This is a genomic window from Archaeoglobaceae archaeon (assembly GCA_038734275.1).
Taxonomy (GTDB): Archaea; Halobacteriota; Archaeoglobi; order Archaeoglobales; family Archaeoglobaceae; genus WYZ-LMO2.
Genome location: JAVYOO010000010.1, coordinates 22,147 through 44,377, shown reverse-complemented (window position 1 = coordinate 44,377; position 22,231 = coordinate 22,147). Strand labels below are relative to the sequence as shown.

The following is a 22,231-nucleotide window of genomic DNA, read 5'->3' as shown; positions in this document are numbered from 1 at the left end:
TATATCGCTTGGCCTTTTGACTTCGACATGATCTTAAAAGCCCTAAACCACCAATCTTAAATACTTAAGAACTGAAATTGCATAATACGTGTCCTCAAGAGTTGAAATTCCTCCGTAAACACTTCTCCTGAAACCGCCATTGTAATTTTGAAGATTTTCAACGAATTCTGCGGTTTCTTCCAAGTATAGAGGATAGCTTCCGGGAATTTTTGAGAAACCACCACCTTCGCATCTAAACTCAAGTATAAACCTCCTCGTCTTTTTATCAAGAGACTGCAGAACGTAAACGCAGTAGAAGGTATCCTGAAGGTTTGCGAACTTCTTTCCAAATCTTTTCCTTTTCTGTATCGCTCTAAAAAATCTTTTTGAACCTCAAATTCTCTTCCAATCGCTTTCAGGCAATTTATAGCCATTTAAAGCTCACGAAGCTCGTTTGGAGATTCAAAGGAATAAGTGGCGGTTATGCCTCGATCAGCTCTAAAAAACCCGCTATCGTCTCTTTCAGCAAAATTTTGAATTCTTATTAGGTAATCGCTGTAGTGTGGAACTTCAACTCCCAAATCATTAAGAGAGTTTAAAGCAAAGTATAGAGAATGCAAAGGGTAAAGGCTTGCAGATCGTAAAGCCCCCCATCTTCATTGTGTCTGCTTAGCACGAATTCAATTACCTTATCGAGATCCACAATTTCGGCCTGCGGTATTTATGATTGCTCAAGGCTCAGCAAAAAATTTAAGCTTAATGCCAATTAAAATCTGATGGAAACGATAAATTCCAAGGACATGCGAATTCTCGATCTGAATTGCGAATACTTCGGCTTGAGCAGGCTTCAGTTGATGGAAAATGCGGGAAAAGCGGTTGCTGAAGAGATCATGAAGAGAGTTAAAGGTGGAAAAGTTGCAATTTTTGCGGGCAGTGGCAACAACGGTGGAGATGGATTTGTAACAGCAAGGCATCTCAAGGGCTTTGAAGTCGAGATCTACTTAGCGGGAGAGCCAAAGACAGAGATTGCGATGAAGAACTTTGAAATTCTCCAGAAAGCAAACTACAAAATCCAAAGGATCTCTGAATGCGACGCTGAGATCGTTGTCGATGCATTGCTTGGCACAGGAATTGCGGGAAAGCCAAGAGGGGAGTATGCAAAGGCTATTGAGCTCATAAACAGCATGGAAGCTTTTAAAGTTGCTGTAGATGTTCCGAGCGGGCTAAATGCGGACACTGGCGAGTATGAACTTGCGGTAAAGGCTGATCTCACGGTGACTTTTCACAAAATGAAGCCGGGCATTTTAAAGGCGAAGGAGATCTGCGGAGAAGTCGTGGTTAAAGACATTGGAATCCCTGAGCAATTTGAAAAGCTATGCGGAGTCGGAGATCTTGTTGCAACTTACAAAAGATTTGAAGACGCGCATAAAGGAATGCATGGAAGGGTTGCAGTGATTGGTGGAGGCGATTACACTGGAGCAGTGGCATTTGCAAGTCTCTCCGCATATCATGCGGGAGCGGACATAGTGATAACCGCTGTTCCCGAGAGCATAAAAGGCGTGGTTGCAAGCTTCAGCCCTAATCTGATCGTCAGGGGATTAAGAGGAGATAAAATAACTCCGAAAAATCTGAAAGAAGCTGAGGAGATTGTTAAGAGATGTGATGTAGTGGTAATTGGAATGGGAGTCGGTGAGAATCCTGAATTCAAAGAATTCGTTGAAGAGCTATTAAAGAGCTGTAAAAAGGCGGTTCTTGATGCTGAAGGAATTACGGGGAATATTCCCGAAGGGGTTGAGTGCATATTAACTCCGCACAGAGGAGAGCTGAAAAAGAACTTCAACGCAGAGCCAAAGGATGTTCAGAAGGTTGCAAAAGAAATAGGAGCGGTTGTTCTGCTGAAAGGAAAGGAAGACGTTATCACGGATGGCTATCGCACAAAGGTGAACAGAACAGGAAATGCAGGGATGACCGTTGGTGGCACTGGAGACGTGCTTGCTGGAATTTGCGGTGCACTGCTTTGCCTTGACGACGCTTTTCATTCTGCATGTGCTGGAGCATTCATAAACGGCTTCGCTGGGGATCTATGCCTCGAGAAGTTCGGATACAATTACACTTCCATGCACCTGATTGAAATGCTCCCAGAAGCTTTCAGGAGGTGTCTCAGCTGGAAATAGACGAGGTTGAGCTCACAAAAGAGCTGATAAAGATCGACACAAGAAATCCGCCGGGAGATACTTCTCAGGCGGTTGATTTTCTTGAGAAGCTTTTTTCTTCATTTAAAACCAAAAGCTACACACATGAAGGAAAAGAGAGCCTATTAGTTGAGATTTCCAAAGGAGAAAAGACTCTAATGCTATCTTCCCATTTGGACACAGTTCCGTGTGGAGACGAGCTTTTGAATCCGATAACTGTGAATGGAAAGCTTTATGGGCGAGGTAGTTGCGACGCAAAGGGCTGTGTTGCGTCTATTTGCAGTGCGGTTCTCAAACTTGAGGATATCGGGGTTGGATTAAAGGTAGCTTTTACTGCAGATGAAGAAGTTGGTGGCAGGAATGGGCTCAAAAAGGTGTTTGAAGCTGAGAAATGCGATGCGGTTGTGATAGGGGAACCAACGGGATGTGGCTCGATTAACGTTCTTCAGGCATGCGTTCTCGCATTAGACATAGAATTCGAAGGAAAAGACGGGCACACAGCAACGAGGGATGCAAGAGATGGAGCTATTTTTAAAGCCTCGAAGTTCATTACCGAAATTCCAGAGCTTTTTAAGAACCTAAAAGGCAACTATGAACCCTATAAAAGTTTGTTTGAGGGGTTTGGAATCCCATTCGTTATAAAAACCTGGGAAGCGGTCTTTAATCCATCCATAATTAAGGGAGGCATTAAGAGGAATGTAGTCGCTCCAAAATGCGAGCTCTCTGCGGACATCAGATTTGCCCCCTGGATAAGTGTTGAAGAAGTCCTGCATATGCTCAGCAGAGAGGGTTTGAATTTTAAAGTTTCGGGATTTCTCCCCGCATACGGAATTCTTGTGGACAGCGTTCCGCTCGAAAATGATCTAAGGCTTCTAAGGATCATCTCAGATGCAATTAGGTCGGAAGGTTTGAATCCAAGAGCAGTTTTCAGCTTGGGAGTTGGCGATACAAGGCACGTGAGAAAATTCGGAATTCCAGCATTTTACTTCGGTCCTGGAGGCGAAAATCTGCACAGCGAAGACGAATTCGTCTACATTTCAGAGCTTAGACTTGCAACTAAAATATACAGGAAAATTATAGAAAATTTCAGAAAGTTTTGATCTCCCCTTTGACTATTTTGTCAGTAAGCTTCGTTATATTCCCGATCATCTCTTCCGCAATTTCTCTGACTTTGCGATCAAGCTTTTCAATCGTGTAACCTTTCTGCGGGATTATTTGAATGCTGAGAACCTTGGGATCGTTAATAGGCTTACCGATCTGGCTAAGAATTCTAACGTAAACCTCTCGAATTCCTTCTACTTCCTCATAACAACGGTTTGCAATCATATTGGAGAGCAGATTGTAAAGCTTCCCGACATGGTTTATCGGGTTCTTTCCGCTCGTCGCCTCCATGCTCATCGGTCTGCCAGGAGTTATTAGACCGTTGCATCTGTTTCCTCTTCCAACACTTCCATCATCGCCACTCTCTGCAGATGTTCCAGTTACAGTAAGATAAACGCTTTTTGTGGAGTAATCGTCCGCCGTGTTTACAAAAACTTCAACCTCTCGGGAAGTGTAATCCGGAGCGATGTCCTTTAAAAATTCCGCAACTTCTCTCTTAACCGCATCGTATTCTGTAATGTCTCTGATGTGCCTGTCAACCATCGCAACCGCAACAGTCAGCTTGATTTTATCCTTTTCTCTTAGCCCCATTACCTTTATGTCTTCTCCGATGGCAGGAACTTTTTTTCTTAGCTCTTCATAAATCCTTCTTTCAGCATTCAAAACCAATTTTTCGGTTTCTGAAAGGGGAGCAAAACCTATGCCAAATGAAGTGTCGTTTGCAAGTGGAATCTCTTTTTTTCTCTTAAAAACATCCTGCAAATCCGCACTGCCCTCGCCAAGGCGAACATCAAAAACAATATCAAGATCAGGATCAAGATAACGCATTGCACTTTTTACGTATCTTTTAGCAGCGTTTAGAGCTACTTTATCTGTTGGAATTGCTTCATCTCCTATCTTTTTTGTTGCCCTCCCCACAAGGATTATATAAATCGGCTCTATAACTTCGCCACCGCCAAACCTCGGACACGACTTTCCCGCAATAATTTGAGTCTCGTCGGTGTTGTGGTGCATAACAACGCCGAAACGCTTTATGTATTCCTTGCAAAGCTCTCTGCTCATGCTTTCCGCAATCCCGTCTGCAAGGCTATCAGGATGTCCAATTCCTTTTCTCTCGACTAATTCGACCTTTTGTTCTTCGATCGGAGTGTGAACGAGTTCCTCAACAACTATGTTGGGCATGTAACCACCAAGAAGCTTGAACGCAGAAGTGATATAAATCTTACATCGGCTCAACAGCGATTTTCGATCTTCAAGGTGCTAAGCTAAGTTAGATAAACTTTAAAGTTCCACTGTTTAAACGTGATTAACGCAACTTTCGATGTTGAGGATGGAAAAATCAGGAGAATATACGCATCTGCACGATATCCCTCAGAGCAAAAAGGAAATATTTTCTATGACTCTGATATCCCCCCAAATCTAAAATTTGCAGAAGATATGCCAAAAAACCTTGAATGCCTACATGCAGTAGTTGCATTCAGAGCTTCTTACATTTTACTATCAAGAGACATTTTGGGCGGAAAACCGCTGTATTACGATTCCAATGGAATTTCATCCTTCAGTTCTTTCCTTGAAGAACCAAAAGAAGTCCTCCCAGGGGAGATTGTTAAAATAGACTACGAGGGTAGATTGCTGGAGAGGAGACAATATAAATTTGAAGATGTGATCAAAAAAGAGGACAGGAATCTGGAGGAAATAGAAGAGGAAATAATAAAGGAATTAATCGGTTTGAAATTTGGAAATAGCTGTATAGCATTTTCGGGTGGATTGGATTCAGCTTTTCTCGCTTCATTATACGATCTCCCGCTTTTATCGGTAACCGCAAGTAAAAAAGAGGAGGAATGGATCAAAAAAGTAGCAAGAGAATTGTCCAGAGATTTGGAGCTTTTTGAGATATCTGAAGACGAGTTAAAGCACATAATCCCGGAAATTTCAAATGTAATAGGATCCTCAAACTTTTTACAGCTTTCGATTGCAATTCCAGTGCATCTAACCATGAAATTTGCAAAAAAGTGCGGTTTTGATGGAGTCATATTTGGGCAGGGTGCGGATGAGCTCTTTGGTGGCTACAAGAGGTATGAAAACTATCAAAGCATTGAACTCGAAAAAATTTTGATTGAAGATTTGAAAAACATAGGCACCAAAAACTTGGTAAGAGACACAAAGCTCTCGTATCACAACGAAATAAAGCTTATTTTGCCCTATCTCAGATGGGGGGTGATAAAAAATTCTCTGAGCATACCGCCTGAATTAAAAGTCGCGAGAATAGAAGGTAAAATCGTAAGGAAATACTTTTTAAGGAGGATTGCTCAAAAATATCTTCCAGAGGAGGTAGTATGGAGGGAAAAGAAGGCAATACAGTATTCGACAGGAGTGGCAAAAATACTGAGAAAGCTTGGTTATTCACAGACTGGGAAGGGCCCTGGGTTTTAAACGATTTTGCATACGAACTTTGCCTTGCAATTTTTAACAACGAGCGATTTTTCAGAAATCTCAGCGAATTCGATGACTACTTGTTCTACGTGGAAAAAAGAGAAGGATATGAGGCGGGGTATACTTTAAAGCTCTTAGTTCCATTCATTTCCGCTTTCGGGATTAAAGAAGGCGTTATCGATAGTCTGATAAACTCTGCAAGGTTTGTTCCCGACGCAAAGAGAGCGGGCAGCGAAATTCTAAACTTTTTCGAGCCTGTGGTAATCTCTACGGCTTACAGCAAATTTGTATCTGCAACTGCGCAGAGAATAGGATTCAAGATAGTTCACGGAAGCGAGGTCGACTTTTCTCTGGAGCTTGATGAAACTTTAAAGGAAGAATTGCTGAGCAGTATTGATTTAATTGCCTCTTTGAAAGGTGAAAGCCTTTTTGAATTTCTTAACAACCTTATGTCGAAATTATGGGGTCGATTAACCAATTTAAGAGTTATTGGAGCAAAAGAAAAGGCCGAAATTCTTGAAAGATACGAGCCAAAAACTCCTATCACAATTGGAGACAGTATAACAGATTGCAAAATGTTTAAGAAGGCTAAAGAGCTTGGAGGAGTTGCTATAGCCTTTAACGGGAATAAATACGCTCTCGAGGAGGCAGATGTTGCTATTGTAAGCCAATCTGCGATGAGCACGGCGATAGTTGTGAAAACACTGCTAAATGGTGGAATAAACCTGAAGCTACTGAAATCTCAGAAGTATCCAACTGGAACGAAAGTATATATTATGAGCGATTCAGACTTTGAAGAGGTGCTTGAAAAGTCTATGAGAACAAGAGTAAGGTTGAGGAGATCTGCTGGAACTCTGGGGTGATAAGTTGAAAGCCATCGGAATTCTTGGCTCTCCGAGAAAAGAGGGTAATTCATCTAAAATGCTTCGTGCATGCCTGGATGAACTTTCAGCTTCTGGCTTTGAAACGGAATTCGTTTATCTTCAGGAAAAGGATATTGGGTATTGCATTGGATGTGGAACCTGTCTGAGAGAGGGGGATTGTCTTATAAATGACGATATGGCAGAGCTAAAGGATAAAATAAAGAATGTGAAAGTTCTCGTCCTTGCCTCCCCGGTTTATTTTCTAAACGTTAGTGCTCAGATGAAGTGCTTTATCGATAGAATGCTTGCCTTCGGACACAGACCCTCGTTAAGAGGGTATGGGGGTGCTATTGTGACCTATGCTGGTGTTGGAGAGCCGAAAGTGGTTGCGGAATATCTTAACAGAGTCCTGAAATCCTGGGGGGTTTATCCTGTGGGTTATGCAATAGGCTTTGGTGTTTTTCCGGGCGATGTAAGTGAGAGCGACATTGAAAAAGCAAGAAATCTTGGAAAAGAGATAGCAAAAGCCTACAAGACAGGCATTAAACCAGAAGCCAAAACAGAAGATCTTATATTGCAAAAACAGCTGATGAACCTCATTAAAAACTACAAAGAGATAATGAAAGCAGATTATGAGTTCTGGAAGAATAAAATGCTTTAAAATTCAGATACAACCTGTCGGCTTCGGTAAACCGGCAATCCTACACGCATCCCTTGCAGGGCCTTGAGGGAACAGCTTGTAGATATACTGCAAGTCCACATGTGGGCCAATGTCTTTCTTTGCCTGTTTTATAAGCATTCTTACCGGAGGAGCTACACCATATTTTATATAATAGCTTCTAAGATACCTTATGATTTTCCAGTGTTCTTCCGTTAACTCTATTGGCTGTGTTGTAAAACGAGGATCCTTGGCCAGCATTATTGCGATCTCTTCATCCCATTCTTCCCAATCCTGAAGAAAGCCATCATCATCAATCCTAAGCTTCTTTCCCTTTATCAACAGCTCCATCATAACTTCACCATTTTTCGTATAAACCCTTCTAAATATATATCTTGCGATTTTCGATACTAAAAGATTTAAATAGGCACAAGTTCTTGTGAACATCTTTCTGTGCGCTTACTAACCATTAAATTTATTTCTACCAGCGACTAAAATAAAGGCAAGTCCAGTTCCGGCCATCAATACCAGATCTGCAACTTCTATGCTAATTTCTTTCGGCTTTGGGATTTTAGTCTTGTTTTCAGAACTGCTGTAATCTAAATAAGGCAAAATCGTTGAGTTTAGAAATTCCATACTTATTCGCTCGTGTGACTCTTCCAATTCCTGAATTTCTAAAATTTCACTTTCAAATTCCCCAATCGAGTTAATTAGATCTTCTGTTTCGTTTATTTCCTCTACAGGCATGGGATTAACAATTAGGTATGCACCATAAGAATACGAATTCATGGAGTCGCCATTGTCGGAGTTGAGCCTATTAGCTCTAACGCTTATCTCCGTCAAACCCTCACTCACAGCTTTGAGTCTGACAGTTGCTAATTCAACTCTGCCTGCTCCTTTGCCCACACCACCCTTTATGTCTAACGCTTTAAGCACTATATAGTCCTCATTAACAATCCTGCGCATCTCCTGTGCCCATTCCGGAGTGTAGATATTGAGGAATTTCGCAACAGATTGATTAGAAATGCTAAGAACTATTTCATAAGCGCTCAGCCCATTTTCTGCACCGCTAAGCAGAACTTTATAATCTACAAAATCCCCCTGAATAACATTTTGATCTGAAGGTTCGAGGAAAATGATTTGCTCTGGCTTAGACTTGTCTACATTTTTGATTTTTAAATACTTCACCACAAGCACATCATCTTGGGCATGATATTCTCTCGCAACAGGGTCTTTCGGATCAAGATCATAATATAAAAAACCGAATATTTTTGGATCTAGTCCTCTCAGTGTTAGTGAAGTGTCCCGAACATAAAGCCTGTAATCTCCCTCGCTAAGTCCAGCAGTTTCTAACGTAATGTTTGCACATCCCCAATCGTCTAATTCCACCAACCTCACAATCCTATAATTCTCGCCAACGAGTGTCAATATGATCCCATTGTAAGCACCAGAGGTTTCATTTACTCTATTTGTAGATATAGATACTCGAAGAGGAGTTCCCGAAACGATTTCTTCGGCAACACTTACTGCTATTCTCGGTTTTACGACTTCAAAAGTCAAAATCCTGCTGTCATAAATTTTTCCTCCGTATTTCAGTATAAGCTCCATTGCGTATATTCCTGGTTTTAAAGCATAATCCATACTTCTGCTTTTTTCATATAATTCCCGAAGATTCAATCTTAGCTTTGTTGAGTTTTTGTATGGTTTAAATTCCTCATTTGAGTTAAATTTTACATTTGCTCCTATAACTCTGAAAGATAAACTCGTTTTATCCTCTTCAGGTGTCTCCACAATAACGTTTATCCAGACACTTCCTTGGTACGGAATTTCAGGGACTCCTACTCCAATAATTTTTGGTTTTAGAACCCTAAATTCTTCAAAAAATTCTCTTGTTGTGGAATTTTCCAAAATATTGACCTTTACAAAGTATTTTCCCTCCTGCCAATCTTCGGGTATTTGAAACTCCCAAGTTTCGTTTAATTTTTCAATTTTTTCGCTATTAGAATCATAAAGCCATTCTCCACCGCTCGCACCAGCGACCAGAATTTCAACTGGGCTGGGGGGATCGCATAAAACATTGACATTTATACGAATTAATTCTCCATTAGCAACCAGATCTTTATCCAATTTTATATATACTTCTGTTTTTCCAGAAACAGGAGCGAGGATTACCAGGAGCAAGGGAAGTATCAATACTGCTTTCATGCTTACTAATTTTAGCACGCATTTTTAAGTCATTCTTCCCAAATTGAAATTTCTCGATTGAATTCACTTCGAATGAAAGTGCTACATAGATTGCCAAAAAAATTTGTAAAGATTGGCAAAAATAAGTATCAAAAATTGTAAGAGTTTCAACTTTTTTGTCAAACTCAAAAAATTTTTTAAACCTATGCTCTGCCTGATGAACATGTTGATTGAGGTAAGATTCCATGGAAGAGGAGGACAAGGAGTTGTCACCGCGGCAGACTTTCTCGCGGTAGCGGGTTTCAAAGAGGGTTATTATACTCTCTCATTCCCAACATTTGGAGCCGAAAAAAGGGGGACACCAGTGGCATCGTTTCTAAGAATCTCTGACGAACCAATAGCTGTCCGTGATGAAGTTTATAATCCCGATTATGTTGTCGTTCTTGATCCAAGCGTATTTGAATCGGTAAATGTAGTTTCAGGATTAAAATCAAACGGTATGCTTATAGCAAATTATCCAAAAGGTCCAGAAGAGCTTAGAATGAATTTAAAGATCGAAAATAAGATCTTTACGATAAACGCAACAAAAATGGCGATGAGAATACTGGGTAGACCAATAACAAACACCGCCATGGTTGGAGCTTTTGCAGGAGCGACGGGCATATTTAAGCTTGAAACTCTGATAAAGACTGCTGAAGAATTGTTTGATGGTGATCTATTGAGAAAAAACAAAACTCTGATTGAAGAGGCTTATAACTACATGCGAGGTGTCTGCAGATGAAGATAAAGATTAACTTAGGAGCCATTTCTGAACCTTTGCAATCTGAAAAGCTAAAAACAGGTGATTGGGGAGCCGAATGGGCTTTTGTTGACAAGGAAAAGTGCACAGCTTGCAGAATTTGTGAGCAGTTCTGTCCAGATGGATGCATTGAAGTAAAAGAGTTCGAAAAAGAAAAATTTGCGGTTGTGGATTACAATTACTGCAAGGGATGCGGAGTTTGCGCTTCTGTTTGTCCCAAGAATGCCATAAGAATGGAAATGAAGGAACTTTTCAAACTCGAACTTTGAGGAGGTGTAAGCATATGATGAGGGTCGTAAGGGGATTTTATTCCGTTGCTCATGCTGTAAAATTATGCAAACCAAACGTGATATGTGCTTATCCAATTACCCCCCAAACTGAAATCGTTGTAAATCTTGCAGAAATGTATGCAAATGGAGAACTGCAAAATTGTAGATATATAACTGCAGAATCCGAATTTGCTGCAGCAAGTATTCTATTAGGAGCATCTGCAACAGGAGCAAGGACTTTTACAGCAACCTGCAGTCAGGGACTAATATTGATGAGTGAAGTTCTCTACAATGCTGCTGGTTTGAGATTGCCAATCGTTATCGTAAATACGAACAGAGCGGTTTCAGCTCCTCTAAGCATCTGGAACGATCTTCAGGATAGCATGGCTTTAAGAGATGCCGGGATAATTCAGCTTTATGTTGAGAATAATCAGGAGGCGCATGACGTGATTCCACAGGCTTACAAAATTGCCGAAGATGAAAGAATTCTTCTACCTTTCATGGTCTGTATGGATGGCTTCAAACTAACACACGCTTATGAACCCGTAGACCTGCTTGATCAAGAGTTGGTTGACAGCTTTCTGCCCCCATATAAACCAAAGGCCTACATGACAACAAAAAGATCTCTTGCATTCGGTTGCTACGCTCCACCACACATTTACATGGAGTTCAGGGTTGCAATGCAGAATGCAATGGAGAGGGCAAAGACAATAATGGAAAATGTATTCAGAGAATGGGCAGAGATCTCGGGCAGAGACTGGGGCGGGCATCTGGAAGTTGTAAATCCAGATGCAAAGGCATTTGTTGTTGCAGTGGGCTCGGTTGTTGGTCTACTCAGAAAAGTTGTGGAGGACTTGCAGAAAGAAGGATTAAAGGTTGGGCTAATAAAGCTAAGAACGTTCAGACCGTTCCCTACAGAAGAATTAAGGAAAGCCCTAAGCGAAGCGGAGAAGATAATTGTTATTGACCGTTCTGTAAGCCTTGGATATGAAGGAAATCTGTCGATAGAGCTTAAATCCGCTCTCTACGGAATGTCCGCAGAAATAGTTTCGATGATTATTGGACTCGGTGGGAGAGATATCCCAAAGGACTTTCTGGAAAAATTGGTAAGAGACGCATTGGCAGGAAAAGAAAAGAGCGGTTTTAAGGGTGTCAAGGAATTTGAAGAGGTGATCCCATGAGATTCTTTGGTAGAGGCCATGGAGCCTGTCCGGGATGCGGATTAACTATCGCAGTTCGAAATGTGCTCGAAGCTTTAGATGGAAAATGCTTTGTAGCAAACTCTACTGGCTGTCTCGAGATCATAAGCTCGCAATACGGTAAAAATGCTTGGGGGGTGCCATATATCCATTCACTTTTCGACAATACTGCAGCAGTAGCATGTGGAATTTCTGAGGCACTCAAAGCATTGGGAAGAGAAGACGAGGGCAAAGTTGTTGTTTTGGCAGGCGATGGAGCAACTGCTGACATCGGACTGACCCTACACGGAATGTTCGACAGAAATCATGATGTGATATACATTTGCCTCGACAACGAAGCTTATCAGAACACTGGACATCAGCAAAGCGGTCTAACACCGCTCGGTGAGGAGACGACCACAACACCCGCGGGGAAAAAAATGCTTGGAAAAACTGGTAGAAAAAAGGACATGATTGCGATAGCTTTGGCCCATGGATCACCCTATGTTGCCACTTCCAGTGCAGTTTTGCCTGCGGATATCAGGAGAAAAGTCAAGAGAGCTGCAGATCTCTATGGAGCGAAGTACATACAAATCCACTGCCCCTGCGTTACGGGATGGGGCATTGATGGCAAAGATGTTGTAAAAGTTGGAAATCTTGCGATTGAGACCGCACTCTATCCAATTGTGGAGTTCGAAAATGGACAACTCAGGACGGTAAGAAAAATAAAAGATCGCAAGCCAGTTGAGGAATATCTCAAGCTCCAGCGCAGATTCAGACACCTATTTGCAGATCCAAGAGGTAAAGAGGTAATCGCAGAAATACAGAAAATTGCTGACTACAATGCAGAAAAATACGGTTTGGACATAAAGAAAGAGTGATTTTTTACAACCATTTCCTTGCTAACTCATGAAAAAGAATTAATACCTCAATAAATTTTAATGATTGATGAGTGGATACGAAAAGTTCCTTACAAGGGGTAATGTTCCACTACCGGAAACGCATCTTAAAATAATCAACGAAGGCAAAGATATCCCGTCTGAAGGAGTCTTAATGTTTTCCGAAAAAGATAAACTGCTGGAAGAAGGTTATCATCTCTTCGAAAATGGTTTCCATCACTTCAAAGATGGGAGTGCCTATGTTGCCTGCCTGACGAAGATGCCCAAAGTCAGCATTGAGATGCTATACTGGTGGTTCTGGTGGCACTCAAAGGAAGGAATCAGATACAGGATCTGGTATCCGGAGAAACACTTCGACGTTCACACCGATTCGACGGGCTTCACTCATTATGTCACTGAAGATATTGGCACAGGAAAGCAAAAGCTCATTATACAATTTCTGACTCCCTTGGAGTTTGGCTTCGACACGAAAAAACTTGAAAATGTCGATTTTGACAAAGTGGCCATAATCTGTGCAAGGGTTGGAATCAAAAGAGCTTGGTTTACCGTCTGGCATACAAAAATGTGTCATTTTGTTCGAAAGGCTCAAGAAGGAGTCGAACTCAGGAGTAGATTCTGGATCGGTGAAAGATTGGAAGTTGAAGGATTTGGAGGAAAAATTCTTTCTTGGCTTTTAAACAGACCCATTATTAAAAGAAGGGTAATTCCAAGAGACGTTGGAAAACACATGTTCCATCACTGTGCCCAAGAATACCACAATCTAAGCGAAATCTTGCCAGAAATTTATAATGAAGAAAGTCAAAAGCGTTTAAATTAAAAGAAAGAATTCAAGTATTTTTTGATACTCCTAATTACCTTTAAAAACAGATCCGAGATTTGCAAGCGATGCATGTAGAATTTCACGATCCTGAGAGAAGCCTGAAAAATTTCCTTAGAGAAGGTATTTTCTCACAGATAACAGCTTCATTGCTCACCGCAACCATCATAAGTTCTTATCTTGCTTTAGCAGGAGCAGATCCTTTTGTTATCGGGATTTTAGTTGCAATACCCAACATGACAACGATTACGCAGATAATCTCGGCAAAATTCGTTGAAAAAAAGAGTAGGAAAAAAGTGGCAGTATTTGCCAGTTTTGTGGCTAAAAATTCGATTTTAGCAATCGCCATTACTTCACTTTTAGATGGGCCATATGAGATTCTTTTATTTGGAATCTTCTACCTAATTTTTAACATTTGTGAAGACCTTCTAACCGTAAGCTGGAGCTCCTGGATGAGAGATCTGCTCTTCGGAGCAAAAATGGGTGAAATGCTATCAAAAAGATTGGCTTACGGAAAATTGGCTGCAATTCCTATTTTTATATTTGAGATCTGGCTCTTTGAAAAGCTCGACAAACAGGCTTTTCCGATTCTCTTCTTTTTAACTTTTCTTGCGGGTGTCATAAGCGTATATTTTCTTAGAAACATTGAAGAAGTAAAATCAAGTAGAATAAGTGAACCAAGTCTCATAACTCCACTTAAAAATAGTAATTTCCTGAAATGGACGTTTTTAAACTCTGCATTCTGCTTTTCCTTAAGTGCCTCGCGTTCATTTTTTGCTGTGTATGTTTTACAGGTTCTTGGATATCCTATCTGGTTTATTTTTCTATTTGCATTTATTGCTCATACCTCCTCCATATTTTCACTAAGATTTGCGGGCACTATATCGGATCAATTTGGCAATAAACCTTTACTCGGTATCTCCATAGCCTCATTTGTCTTCTCAGCTGCTCTCTTTATACTTTCAGAATTCTATATTTCTCTATACTTGCTAATCCTAGCCTACATCCTACATGGCTTCTACACTTCCGCACCCACCATAGCATTTATGAATGCGGTTGCAGACATGACTCGTAGAAAACACTCTGCTCCATTTTATGCTATAGGTAACTGGATGCAAGATTTATTTTCAGCCTTAGGAAGTATTTTTGGTGGTCTATTGCTAATAAAACTTGCATTTTTGGGGGAAAACGCTTTTCTTGTCCTATTTGCCTTTTCTCTCGTATCTTCTTTGCTCCTTCTCCCCCTACTTAAGTTCTATGATGAATTCGGACAGCCAATAACGTCTGCACTCGTAAACTTGCCATTTCTATTTTTTAAAGATCTCGAGAAAGTTTACCACGACATTAAAAAACTCGTGATTTCAAAGTTAAAGAGAGGAAACCTTGAACTTTAAACCTATAGAATTCTCAAGTTTTTAATAATTGATTTATCGAGCAAAAAATTTATAACACTTGCGAGAAGCATCTCGAAATTGATATGATTGAAACCCTGAAAATCTTGGCACTAATGAATGCTACAAGGGAAGTTATTAAGGTTAGTTGCAAAGAGCTTGCAGATAAAATAGGCCAAAGCTCACAGACAGCCTCAAGAAGATTAAAGGAGCTTGAAGCCAAGGGTCTTATTGAGAGAAACATAACAAAAGACGGTCAGTTCATAGCAATAACTGAAAAAGGTATAGACGCCCTTTATGCCGAATATTCAGATTATAAAAAGATATTTGAGACTCCAAACGTCATAAAAATCCACTGCATAGTTTTTAGCGGTCTTGGCGAGGGTAGATACTATGTATCGCTTGAAGGCTACAGAAAACAGTTCATCGAAAAGCTTGGCATAGATCCATTTCCAGGCACGCTGAACTTGAGAGTTTTGAAAGAGCACATGATAATCAAAAAAAGACTTGATTTCGAAGATGGAATAAAAATCGAGGGTTTTACAGCAGAGAACAGAACCTTCGGTTCTGTCAAAGCATTTAAATGTAGGGTAAATGATCTGAATGCCTTCATTGTGATACCTCAGAGAACTCACTACCCGGGAGATGTTCTCGAAATAATTTCGGACAAAAAGCTTAGAGATGTTTTAAACCTTAAAGATGGAGATTCAGTCGAAGTGGAGGTGATTCTATGATCGAAGAAGCTCTAAAAGCCTTTAGAAGGGGGAAACCCGTTCTGATTTTCGACTTTGAAGACCGTGAAGGTGAAACGGACATTGCAATTCCTGCACAATTTGTAAAGCCGAAAGACGTTGCGATGATGCGAATTGATGGTGGTGGGCTCATTTGTGTAGCGATTCATCCTTTAGCTGCTAAAAAGCTCGGATTGCCTTTCATGCATGATGTATTGCGAGTTGCAAGTGAAAAGATCCCGTCTCTTTCTTCAATTTCAAACTTTGACATAAAATATGACTCAAGAAGCTCTTTCTCGATCTGGGTAAACCATAGGGATACTTTTACAGGCATAACAGACGTGGATAGAGCAAAGACCATAAAAAGAATTGGGGAAGTTGTGGACATTGTGATGCTAAACGGTAATTTCGATTTTGGCAAAGAATTCAGAAGCCCCGGACACGTTGCAATTCTTCGAGCCTCTGAGAATTTAACATACAACAGAGTTGGGCAGACAGAATTAAGCGTAGCACTGGCAGAAATGGCAGGTATAGCCCCTGCAGTTGCCATATGCGAAATGCTTGACAGCGAAACTGGAAAGGCCCTAAGCAAAGAAAAAGCGATGGAGTTCGCTGAAGAGAGGAATATTCCTTTTGTCGAAGGCAAGGATGTTGTGAAACACTACAAAGAGTTTAGGGAAATCAAAGCAAAAATTTTCATTTAATCTACCATTTTTAGCGTCTCTCTGACTGATTTGTTCAGTGCAATCTCTCCTATGGACTTCATATGTCTGCAGGCGCTTAAAAGAGATTCCAACCCTAAACGATACTGCGATGTGCCTTCAATGCTCTCCACCATCTTCTTTTCGATTTCCTCGAGCAATTGTATAGAATCCTCTGAAAGTTCGAGATCTGAGTTGAAATAAGCCCTTGAAGTCATTTCAAAGGCGTTGCTGAGATCTTTCAGGAATTTGACCAATATCTCTTTTTCTTTTGTATCTTTCAGCTCTGCAACGTAATTCGAGAAATTTTCAAAATTGTCGAGGATCTCTTCAATTAGTTTTGCAACTGTTCTAATTCCAAGAATCAGCCTCAACTCATTCCATCTCGCTGGGCTCGAGAATTCTCTTACTAGTCTGTGTTCCTGCCTTACCGCCAAAAGATACAGCCTGTCAGAATCTATCTCCAGATTTCTAATCTCTCTAAGAGCAGAAGAATCGTTTTTTGCCATTGCATCTAAGATCGTATGAATCATCGTGAGAACTATCTGGGTCATCCGCCTAACAACGCCATACACATCAAAGTCCGTCACCGTAAGGCATCTCAGCACAACTTTGTCGCTTGCATCGATTATTTCTATGCCTATAAGGGATTTTACTATCTCGCTAATTTTCGCAATGAGTCTCGGGTTCAGATTCCTGTCAGTTATCAGAATTTCGTCAATACCCTGTATATACAAAGCATATATAAATCTACGTAAAAACTTTTCATCATATCTTTTTAGATTGTCAATGACAACCCTTGAAACCTTCAGATCATCCTTAAATCCCTTTGGATAAAGCGTTATAACTTTGTCTTCAACTTCAAGAATTATTTCGTCTCCTTGGCCCAACTTATTTGCTTTTACCCACTCCTTTGGTAGGCTGACCATGTAGCTCGATCCTCCAATCAACTGGAGCTTTCTGGTCTCCATCATACATAGGTCTATTAAGATGTTAAAATATCTTTCGATTTTAGTTTATTGTTCCTATATCGATACAAAGAGCGCTGTCACAAATTTTTTGAGAAGTTCGAATACTTTATAGTGTGATCGTCACGTATTCAAGAAATGTTTTCATCCCTCTTACCAGAAACTGCCGGAATAAGTGCTGGTATTGTGGATTCAGGAGTGAAAAAATAAATTTGATGAGTAAAAAAAGCGTTGAAGAGCTTTTATACAAAGCAAGAGGTGCAAAGGAGGCTCTTTTCACTTTTGGAGAAAAGCCAGATCAAGTTTATCCTGAAATAAAGGAAGTTCTAAGGAGTTGGGGCTATTCAGATTTTTTAGACTATGTTGTGGACATGAATAAGCTTGCAATAAAGTTCGGTTTTCTTCCACACACAAATGCAGGCCTGCTTGATAAAGAGGAACTTTTGAAACTCAAACCATTCAATGCAAGCCTCGGCCTTATGCTCGAACAGGCAGTTGAGCTGGAATGTCATTCAGACAGCATCGGAAAAAAGCCTGAGCTCAGAATTAAAACAATTAGAGAGGCGGGAAAACTCAAAATTCCATTTACAACTGGAATCCTTGTAGGGATAGGTGAGAGAAAATACGATCGAGAATACTCGCTTGAAGTTATATCCAATATTCACGAGGAGTTCGGGCATATCCAGGAAGTTATAATTCAAAATTTCAAGCCAAAAAAAGGAACCAAAATGGAAAATAATCCAGAACCATCAGTTGAAGAGATGCTCGAGACGGTGAAAATTGCAAGAGATATTTTGCCGGAAGATGTAGCCATTCAGATTCCACCAAATCTCGTCAATGATGTTTATCCATTTTTGAAGGCAGGAGCGAATGATCTTGGAGGGATATCGGAAGTGACGCCAGATTATATAAATCCAGAAGCGAATTGGCCCTCCATCGAAAAATTAAGAGAGGCTTTGAGAAACGAATTTATTCTAAAGGAAAGGCTTCCTGTTTATCCAAAATTCGTAAAGCTTAAATTGTTTGGGAGTGCTGTGAGTGAGCTAATAGAGGTGTATTCAGATGATGACGGATACTCCCGCTCTTGAGCTTTTACAAGATCCATACGAAACTTTTAAACTGGCTAATGAGTTGCGAAAGAAGGCTGTTGGGGACATCGTAACTTTTGTAGTCAACAGAAACATAAATTTCACCGATATTTGTGTAAATAACTGTAAGTTTTGCTCTTTCAGGAATAGACGCAATTATATTCTTTCCCTCGAAGAATTAAAGAAGAAGGTCGAAGAAGCGGTTGATTTTGGATGCACGGAAGTTTGTATTCAGGGAGGCCTTTTGCCAAATGCAGGAGTGGATTTCTACGTCTCGATACTCGAAGCAGTAAGAGATGTTTCCAAGAAGATCCATATCCATGCTTTTTCTCCAATGGAGATTATGCACATGGCCAAAAACAGTGGATTGCCCACAGTTGAGGTTCTGAAACTTCTAAAAAAAGAGGGTTTGGGTTCAATGCCGGGAACTGCAGCAGAGATTCTCGACGACTGTGTTCGACAAAAAATTTGCCCTCAGAAGCTTAAAACTCACGAATGGGTAAAAATAATAAAAGAAGCCCATAATACAGGAATTCCAACAACCGCAACGATGATGTATGGGCACATAGAAACATGGGAGGAAAGAATAAAACACATTCTTCTGATAAAGCAGATTCAGCGAGAGACACATGGTTTTACTGAATTTATTCCACTGTCATTTATGTGGAAAAATAACGAGCTCGGAGCTAAAGCTAAAGGGGTTTCTGGATTCGATGATCTTCTTGTAATCGCAATTGCAAGAATTTTGCTCTATCCAGAGATAAAGAATATTCAGGCTTCATGGGTTAAACTTGGTGTGAAGCTGGCTCAGGCATCGCTGAATTTTGGAGCGAACGATCTTGGTGGAACTCTAATCGAGGAAAACATATCGAAGTCTGCAGGAGCTACGAGTGGAGAATTTATCAGCCCAGAAGAGCTAAAAGAGCTCATAATCAGAGCGGGGAGAATTCCAAAGCAGAGAGATACGCTTTACAATATATTGGATTAGGAAAAGTTTATCTTTCCCTCTGCGTTCTGCCCTTCATGAAGCTACTCCTAATCCACGCTGATTACATTGAATACGAAGTGAAGGAAAGAACAAAACTTGCAGAAGATTTTGAGGGAAAAGGAGACAGAGTTGAAGAAGTTCTCGTTGTCTTTACGTCTGTTGAAAAGGGAGATAATGAAGAGACTGCAAAAAGAGCAGTCGAAGAGATCTCGGATGTTGCAAACAAGGTTGGAGCGAATAGGATTTTGATTTATCCCTATGCTCATCTCTCCTCAAATCTTGCAGATTCTGAGACTGCGATAAAGATTTTAAAAATGCTTGAATCCGAACTCAAGGGTTTTGAAGTGAAAAGAGCACCATTTGGCTGGTATAAGGCTTTCAAAATCTCCTGTAAAGGTCATCCATTAAGCGAGCTCTCAAGGGAGATTGGTGGCGAAGAAGCGGAGATCACAAAGGCTTTGCGTGACGAAAAAAAGGTTGTAAGCTACTGGTTTATCCTTAAACCGAATGGAGAGCTTACAAAAGTTGAAGAATTCGACTTCAAGGGCTTTGAGAACCTGAGAAAATTTGCAAGTTATGAAATGGAGAAGAGAAGGGCGGTCGATGCAATTCCGGCTCATGTTGAATTCATGCAAAAGCTTGAAATTGCAGATTACGAGAATGCAAGCGATTCTGGGCATATAAGGTTCTATCCTAAGGGAAGACTGATAAAAAGCTTGATAGAACGCTTTGTTACCCAGAAATGCATTGAATACGGAGCAATGGAAGTCGAAACTCCGCTAATGTATGATCGCAACCATCCGACATTGCGTAAATACCTTGAGAGATTCCCCGCAAGGCAATATATACTTCAGGGCGACAAAAGAGAGTTTTTCATGCGATTTGCAGCATGTTTTGGGCAATTCTTGATGCTCTCAGATGCAACAATAACTTACAAGAACCTTCCATTGAAAATTTACGAGCTCACAAGGTATTCTTTCAGAAAGGAGCAAAGAGGGGAGCTTGTTGGCTTACGAAGGCTCAGAGCATTTACAATGCCGGACATGCACACAATTGTAAAAGACATGAATCAGGCAATGGAAGAATTTCTCAGGCAGTATAAGCTTGCGGTCGAAGTTCTGAGCGAGATAGGGATTAAGCCAGATGATTACGAGGTTGCAATAAGAATTACGAGAGATTTCTACGAAGAGAATAAAGACTTTGTTAAGAAAATTGCAGAAGTCCTTCAGAAACCAATACTGCTTGAAATGTGGGACCATCGCTTTTTCTACTTCGTTTTAAAGTTTGAATTTAATTTTATTGATTCGCTTGACAAAGCTTCGGCGTTATCGACCGTGCAGATCGATGTCGAGAATGCGGAGAGATACGGAATAACTTTTGTAGACTCTGACGGAAACAGAAAAACCCCGCTGATCTTGCACTGTTCTGCAAGCGGTGCTATAGAAAGAGTTATGTATGCTCTGCTTGAAAAAGCAAAATTCATGCTCGATGCAAAGAGGTTGCCAATGCTTCCAGTTTGGCTTTCGCCCACGCAAGTTAGAATAGTTCCCGTCAGCGAAAAATATCTTGAAGAAGCTAAGAAGATTGCAGAAATGCTACCCGCAAGAGTTGACGTCGATGACCGCAACGAGACTCTGAACAAAAAGATAAGAGACGCAAACACCGAATGGATACCCTACATAGTTGTTCTTGGAGAGAAAGAAATTCAAGAAGGAAAGTTGACCGTAACGGTAAGAAGCGAGTCCACGCTTGAGAAGCAAAAGAGGATTCAGGTTACAGTTGAGGAATTTAAGAAAATTTTGCAGAAAGATATTGAAGGTAAACCATTCCTACCTCTTCCACTTCCGAAGTTGTTATCAATGAGGCCTTCATTCAGGTGATAAAATGGATGCAGAATTAAAGAAGGTTTTCGTTCCAGTCTTGCTTGGAATTCTTGCCGGAATCGCTTCTTTTATGATTACTCAAGACCTTAGACAAAGAGATGCGTTTGGTATAATAATATTGGTCTTCTTTATATATATTCAGAAATTTTTATTTCGGAAATTTGGAATCGAACTCAAAGCGCGGGATTGGATTGGGCTGTCTTTTATGACTCTTTCCTCCTGGTATATCATTTGGACATTTTTATTGAACCTTTAAAGCATCCATTGCGACTTTTTTCATTAGGCTAACTGGCGGTTTAACTCCTGTCCAGATCTCAAAAGCCTTTTCCGCCTGATGTATTAGCATATCCAAACCGCCTATAGCTAAACAACCCTTTTCCTTTGCCTTGGAGATCAGCTGGGTTTCAGGAGGATTGTAAACTGCGTCAAAAACGATCATCTCAGGTTTCAAGATTTCTTCAGGAATTGGTAGACCTTTAGAGAAGCCCTTCATCCCAATTGGAGTCGCATTTGCAACTATGTCCACTTTAAGCTCCTTAATTTTATCCCATGGACAAAATATGCAGTGTCCAAACCCCCGTAAGGCTTTGACTGCCTCAATCCCCCTCGTTTCGGTTCTGTTTGTCAAAACAACTCTTGCACCCAATTTCATCAAAGCCAAGGCAATCGCCTTTCCCGCCCCGCCAGCACCAACCACAAGAGCAATTTTATCTTTTACATCGATCCCAGAATTTTTAAAGGACATTTCGACCCCATAAACATCGGTGTTATATCCTTCCATCTTTCTCAAATCGATTGTATTCACAGCAAGCCTTGCCTCGCCAATCGGTTTTACGAACTTCAGCACTTCTTCTTTATAAGGGATCGTAACGTTAAGCCCCGTAAATCCGAGTGCCTTAGCACCAAAAATGGCTTCCTTCAACTCAGAGGGCTTAACTTCAAATGCCAGATATCTTCCTTCGATTTTCAGCTCTTCCATTACCGCATTGTGAATCCTTGGTGAAATCGAATGAGAGATCGGATACCCTATTATGCCCAAGTATAGCATAATAAAACTTAGGGAGTAAGTTAATAATTCTAATCGTTCACAACCTGAAGAGATTTATTAA

Annotated in this window: 23 protein-coding genes; 17 read left to right on the top strand and 6 right to left on the bottom strand. The window is 40.6% G+C overall.

Going from position 1 to position 22,231, the window contains the following annotated elements; translation table 11 throughout:
• Positions 1-42 precede the first annotated feature (42 nt).
• Entirely contained in the window at positions 43-183 is a 141-nt protein-coding gene (locus QXI54_09125) for a hypothetical protein (protein MEM0303313.1), read from the bottom strand.
• Positions 184-755: 572 nt separating this feature from the next.
• Here QXI54_09125 and QXI54_09120 point away from each other — a divergent pair.
• The gene (locus QXI54_09120) at positions 756-2,153 is read left to right on the top strand and encodes an NAD(P)H-hydrate dehydratase (protein ID MEM0303312.1); all 1,398 of its coding nucleotides are present in this window, start codon (positions 756-758) and stop codon (positions 2,151-2,153) included.
• The gene (locus QXI54_09115) at positions 2,135-3,271 is read left to right on the top strand and encodes a M20/M25/M40 family metallo-hydrolase (GenBank protein MEM0303311.1); all 1,137 of its coding nucleotides are present in this window, start codon (positions 2,135-2,137) and stop codon (positions 3,269-3,271) included. Before QXI54_09120 ends, QXI54_09115 begins: the two co-directional genes overlap by 19 nt.
• Here the strand turns inward: QXI54_09115 and QXI54_09110 are convergent.
• Positions 3,258-4,454 (bottom strand): methionine adenosyltransferase, encoded by a 1,197-nt coding sequence (locus QXI54_09110; GenBank protein MEM0303310.1) that lies wholly within the window; start codon positions 4,452-4,454, stop codon positions 3,258-3,260. The two genes, QXI54_09115 and QXI54_09110, sit on opposite strands and share 14 nt — an antisense overlap.
• Before the next feature lie 120 nt (positions 4,455-4,574).
• On the opposite strand from QXI54_09110, the gene QXI54_09105 reads away from it, so the two are divergent.
• Genes QXI54_09105 through QXI54_09095 form a run of 3 tightly spaced genes read left to right on the top strand, consistent with a single transcriptional unit; the run spans position 4,575 to position 7,229 of the window.
• Entirely contained in the window at positions 4,575-5,705 is a 1,131-nt protein-coding gene (locus QXI54_09105) for an asparagine synthase-related protein (protein ID MEM0303309.1), read from the top strand.
• Positions 5,609-6,568 (top strand): hypothetical protein, encoded by a 960-nt coding sequence (locus QXI54_09100; protein MEM0303308.1) that lies wholly within the window; start codon positions 5,609-5,611, stop codon positions 6,566-6,568. The genes QXI54_09105 and QXI54_09100 overlap by 97 nt, the downstream gene beginning before the upstream one ends.
• A gap of 4 nt (positions 6,569-6,572) precedes the next feature.
• On the top strand, positions 6,573-7,229 hold the full coding sequence (locus QXI54_09095) for a flavodoxin family protein (GenBank protein ID MEM0303307.1): 657 nt from the start codon (positions 6,573-6,575) through the stop codon (positions 7,227-7,229).
• 3 nt (positions 7,230-7,232) lie between these two features.
• Here the strand turns inward: QXI54_09095 and QXI54_09090 are convergent, their stop codons facing one another.
• Positions 7,233-7,580 (bottom strand): TusE/DsrC/DsvC family sulfur relay protein, encoded by a 348-nt coding sequence (locus QXI54_09090; GenBank protein MEM0303306.1) that lies wholly within the window; start codon positions 7,578-7,580, stop codon positions 7,233-7,235.
• Between the two features lie 108 nt (positions 7,581-7,688).
• On the bottom strand, positions 7,689-9,431 hold the full coding sequence (locus QXI54_09085; GenBank protein MEM0303305.1) for a hypothetical protein: 1,743 nt from the start codon (positions 9,429-9,431) through the stop codon (positions 7,689-7,691).
• Positions 9,432-9,633: 202 nt separating this feature from the next.
• On the opposite strand from QXI54_09085, the gene QXI54_09080 reads away from it, so the two are divergent.
• The 8 genes from QXI54_09080 (at position 9,634) to ribB (ending at position 16,198) form a co-directional block, all read left to right on the top strand.
• The gene (locus QXI54_09080; protein MEM0303304.1) at positions 9,634-10,191 is read left to right on the top strand and encodes a pyruvate ferredoxin oxidoreductase subunit gamma; all 558 of its coding nucleotides are present in this window, start codon (positions 9,634-9,636) and stop codon (positions 10,189-10,191) included.
• Positions 10,188-10,478: a 4Fe-4S binding protein gene (locus QXI54_09075; protein ID MEM0303303.1), complete on the top strand. Its 291-nt coding sequence runs from the start codon at positions 10,188-10,190 to the stop codon at positions 10,476-10,478. Before QXI54_09080 ends, QXI54_09075 begins: the two co-directional genes overlap by 4 nt.
• 14 nt (positions 10,479-10,492) lie before the next feature.
• A complete protein-coding gene (locus QXI54_09070) occupies positions 10,493-11,659 on the top strand; it encodes a transketolase C-terminal domain-containing protein (protein MEM0303302.1) in 1,167 nt (388 codons plus the stop codon).
• Entirely contained in the window at positions 11,656-12,537 is an 882-nt protein-coding gene (locus QXI54_09065; GenBank protein ID MEM0303301.1) for a thiamine pyrophosphate-dependent enzyme, read from the top strand. Before QXI54_09070 ends, QXI54_09065 begins: the two co-directional genes overlap by 4 nt.
• Before the next feature lie 67 nt (positions 12,538-12,604).
• Positions 12,605-13,372, top strand: a complete 768-nt coding sequence (locus QXI54_09060; protein MEM0303300.1) for a hypothetical protein — start codon at positions 12,605-12,607, stop codon at positions 13,370-13,372.
• Positions 13,373-13,440: 68 nt separating this feature from the next.
• Complete coding sequence (locus tag QXI54_09055) at positions 13,441-14,766, top strand: MFS transporter (protein MEM0303299.1); 1,326 nt, start codon at positions 13,441-13,443, stop codon at positions 14,764-14,766.
• Positions 14,767-14,849: 83 nt separating this feature from the next.
• Positions 14,850-15,497, top strand: a complete 648-nt coding sequence (locus QXI54_09050) for a winged helix-turn-helix domain-containing protein/riboflavin kinase (GenBank protein MEM0303298.1) — start codon at positions 14,850-14,852, stop codon at positions 15,495-15,497.
• Positions 15,494-16,198, top strand: a complete 705-nt coding sequence (gene ribB / locus QXI54_09045; protein MEM0303297.1) for a 3,4-dihydroxy-2-butanone-4-phosphate synthase — start codon at positions 15,494-15,496, stop codon at positions 16,196-16,198. The genes QXI54_09050 and ribB overlap by 4 nt, the downstream gene beginning before the upstream one ends.
• Here the strand turns inward: ribB and QXI54_09040 are convergent.
• Positions 16,195-17,169, bottom strand: coding sequence for a phosphate uptake regulator PhoU (locus tag QXI54_09040; GenBank protein ID MEM0303296.1), 975 nt, complete (start codon positions 17,167-17,169; stop codon positions 16,195-16,197). The two genes, ribB and QXI54_09040, sit on opposite strands and share 4 nt — an antisense overlap.
• 110 nt (positions 17,170-17,279) lie before the next feature.
• On the opposite strand from QXI54_09040, the gene cofG reads away from it, so the two are divergent.
• The 4 genes from cofG to QXI54_09020 are packed head-to-tail and all read left to right on the top strand — an operon-like array spanning position 17,280 to position 21,378.
• Positions 17,280-18,251, top strand: coding sequence for a 7,8-didemethyl-8-hydroxy-5-deazariboflavin synthase subunit CofG (gene cofG / locus QXI54_09035; GenBank protein MEM0303295.1), 972 nt, complete (start codon positions 17,280-17,282; stop codon positions 18,249-18,251).
• Entirely contained in the window at positions 18,226-19,239 is a 1,014-nt protein-coding gene (gene cofH, locus QXI54_09030; protein ID MEM0303294.1) for a 5-amino-6-(D-ribitylamino)uracil--L-tyrosine 4-hydroxyphenyl transferase CofH, read from the top strand. Before cofG ends, cofH begins: the two co-directional genes overlap by 26 nt.
• A 35-nt stretch (positions 19,240-19,274) precedes the next feature.
• On the top strand, positions 19,275-21,119 hold the full coding sequence (locus QXI54_09025) for a threonine--tRNA ligase (GenBank protein ID MEM0303293.1): 1,845 nt from the start codon (positions 19,275-19,277) through the stop codon (positions 21,117-21,119).
• A gap of 4 nt (positions 21,120-21,123) precedes the next feature.
• Positions 21,124-21,378: a hypothetical protein gene (locus QXI54_09020; GenBank protein MEM0303292.1), complete on the top strand. Its 255-nt coding sequence runs from the start codon at positions 21,124-21,126 to the stop codon at positions 21,376-21,378.
• Here the strand turns inward: QXI54_09020 and aroE are convergent.
• Positions 21,364-22,170 (bottom strand): shikimate dehydrogenase, encoded by an 807-nt coding sequence (gene aroE, locus QXI54_09015; GenBank protein MEM0303291.1) that lies wholly within the window; start codon positions 22,168-22,170, stop codon positions 21,364-21,366. The two genes, QXI54_09020 and aroE, sit on opposite strands and share 15 nt — an antisense overlap.
• Between the last annotated feature and the right edge of the window lie 61 nt (positions 22,171-22,231).

Coding starts and splice junctions, on each gene's coding strand:
- QXI54_09090 (MEM0303306.1), bottom strand. CDS start 7,580: ATGATGGAGCTGTTGATAAAGGGAAAGAAGCTTAGGATTGATGATGAT.
- ribB (MEM0303297.1), top strand. CDS start 15,494: ATGATCGAAGAAGCTCTAAAAGCCTTTAGAAGGGGGAAACCCGTTCTG.
- QXI54_09075 (MEM0303303.1), top strand. CDS start 10,188: ATGAAGATAAAGATTAACTTAGGAGCCATTTCTGAACCTTTGCAATCT.
- QXI54_09080 (MEM0303304.1), top strand. CDS start 9,634: ATGTTGATTGAGGTAAGATTCCATGGAAGAGGAGGACAAGGAGTTGTC.
- QXI54_09120 (MEM0303312.1), top strand. CDS start 756: ATGGAAACGATAAATTCCAAGGACATGCGAATTCTCGATCTGAATTGC.
- QXI54_09065 (MEM0303301.1), top strand. CDS start 11,656: ATGAGATTCTTTGGTAGAGGCCATGGAGCCTGTCCGGGATGCGGATTA.
- aroE (MEM0303291.1), bottom strand. CDS start 22,170: ATGCTATACTTGGGCATAATAGGGTATCCGATCTCTCATTCGATTTCA.
- QXI54_09050 (MEM0303298.1), top strand. CDS start 14,850: ATGATTGAAACCCTGAAAATCTTGGCACTAATGAATGCTACAAGGGAA.
- QXI54_09055 (MEM0303299.1), top strand. CDS start 13,441: ATGCATGTAGAATTTCACGATCCTGAGAGAAGCCTGAAAAATTTCCTT.
- QXI54_09110 (MEM0303310.1), bottom strand. CDS start 4,454: ATGCCCAACATAGTTGTTGAGGAACTCGTTCACACTCCGATCGAAGAA.
- QXI54_09060 (MEM0303300.1), top strand. CDS start 12,605: ATGAGTGGATACGAAAAGTTCCTTACAAGGGGTAATGTTCCACTACCG.
- QXI54_09040 (MEM0303296.1), bottom strand. CDS start 17,169: ATGATGGAGACCAGAAAGCTCCAGTTGATTGGAGGATCGAGCTACATG.
- QXI54_09020 (MEM0303292.1), top strand. CDS start 21,124: ATGGATGCAGAATTAAAGAAGGTTTTCGTTCCAGTCTTGCTTGGAATT.
- cofH (MEM0303294.1), top strand. CDS start 18,226: ATGATGACGGATACTCCCGCTCTTGAGCTTTTACAAGATCCATACGAA.
- QXI54_09070 (MEM0303302.1), top strand. CDS start 10,493: ATGATGAGGGTCGTAAGGGGATTTTATTCCGTTGCTCATGCTGTAAAA.
- QXI54_09085 (MEM0303305.1), bottom strand. CDS start 9,431: ATGAAAGCAGTATTGATACTTCCCTTGCTCCTGGTAATCCTCGCTCCT.
- QXI54_09025 (MEM0303293.1), top strand. CDS start 19,275: ATGAAGCTACTCCTAATCCACGCTGATTACATTGAATACGAAGTGAAG.
- QXI54_09100 (MEM0303308.1), top strand. CDS start 5,609: ATGGAGGGAAAAGAAGGCAATACAGTATTCGACAGGAGTGGCAAAAAT.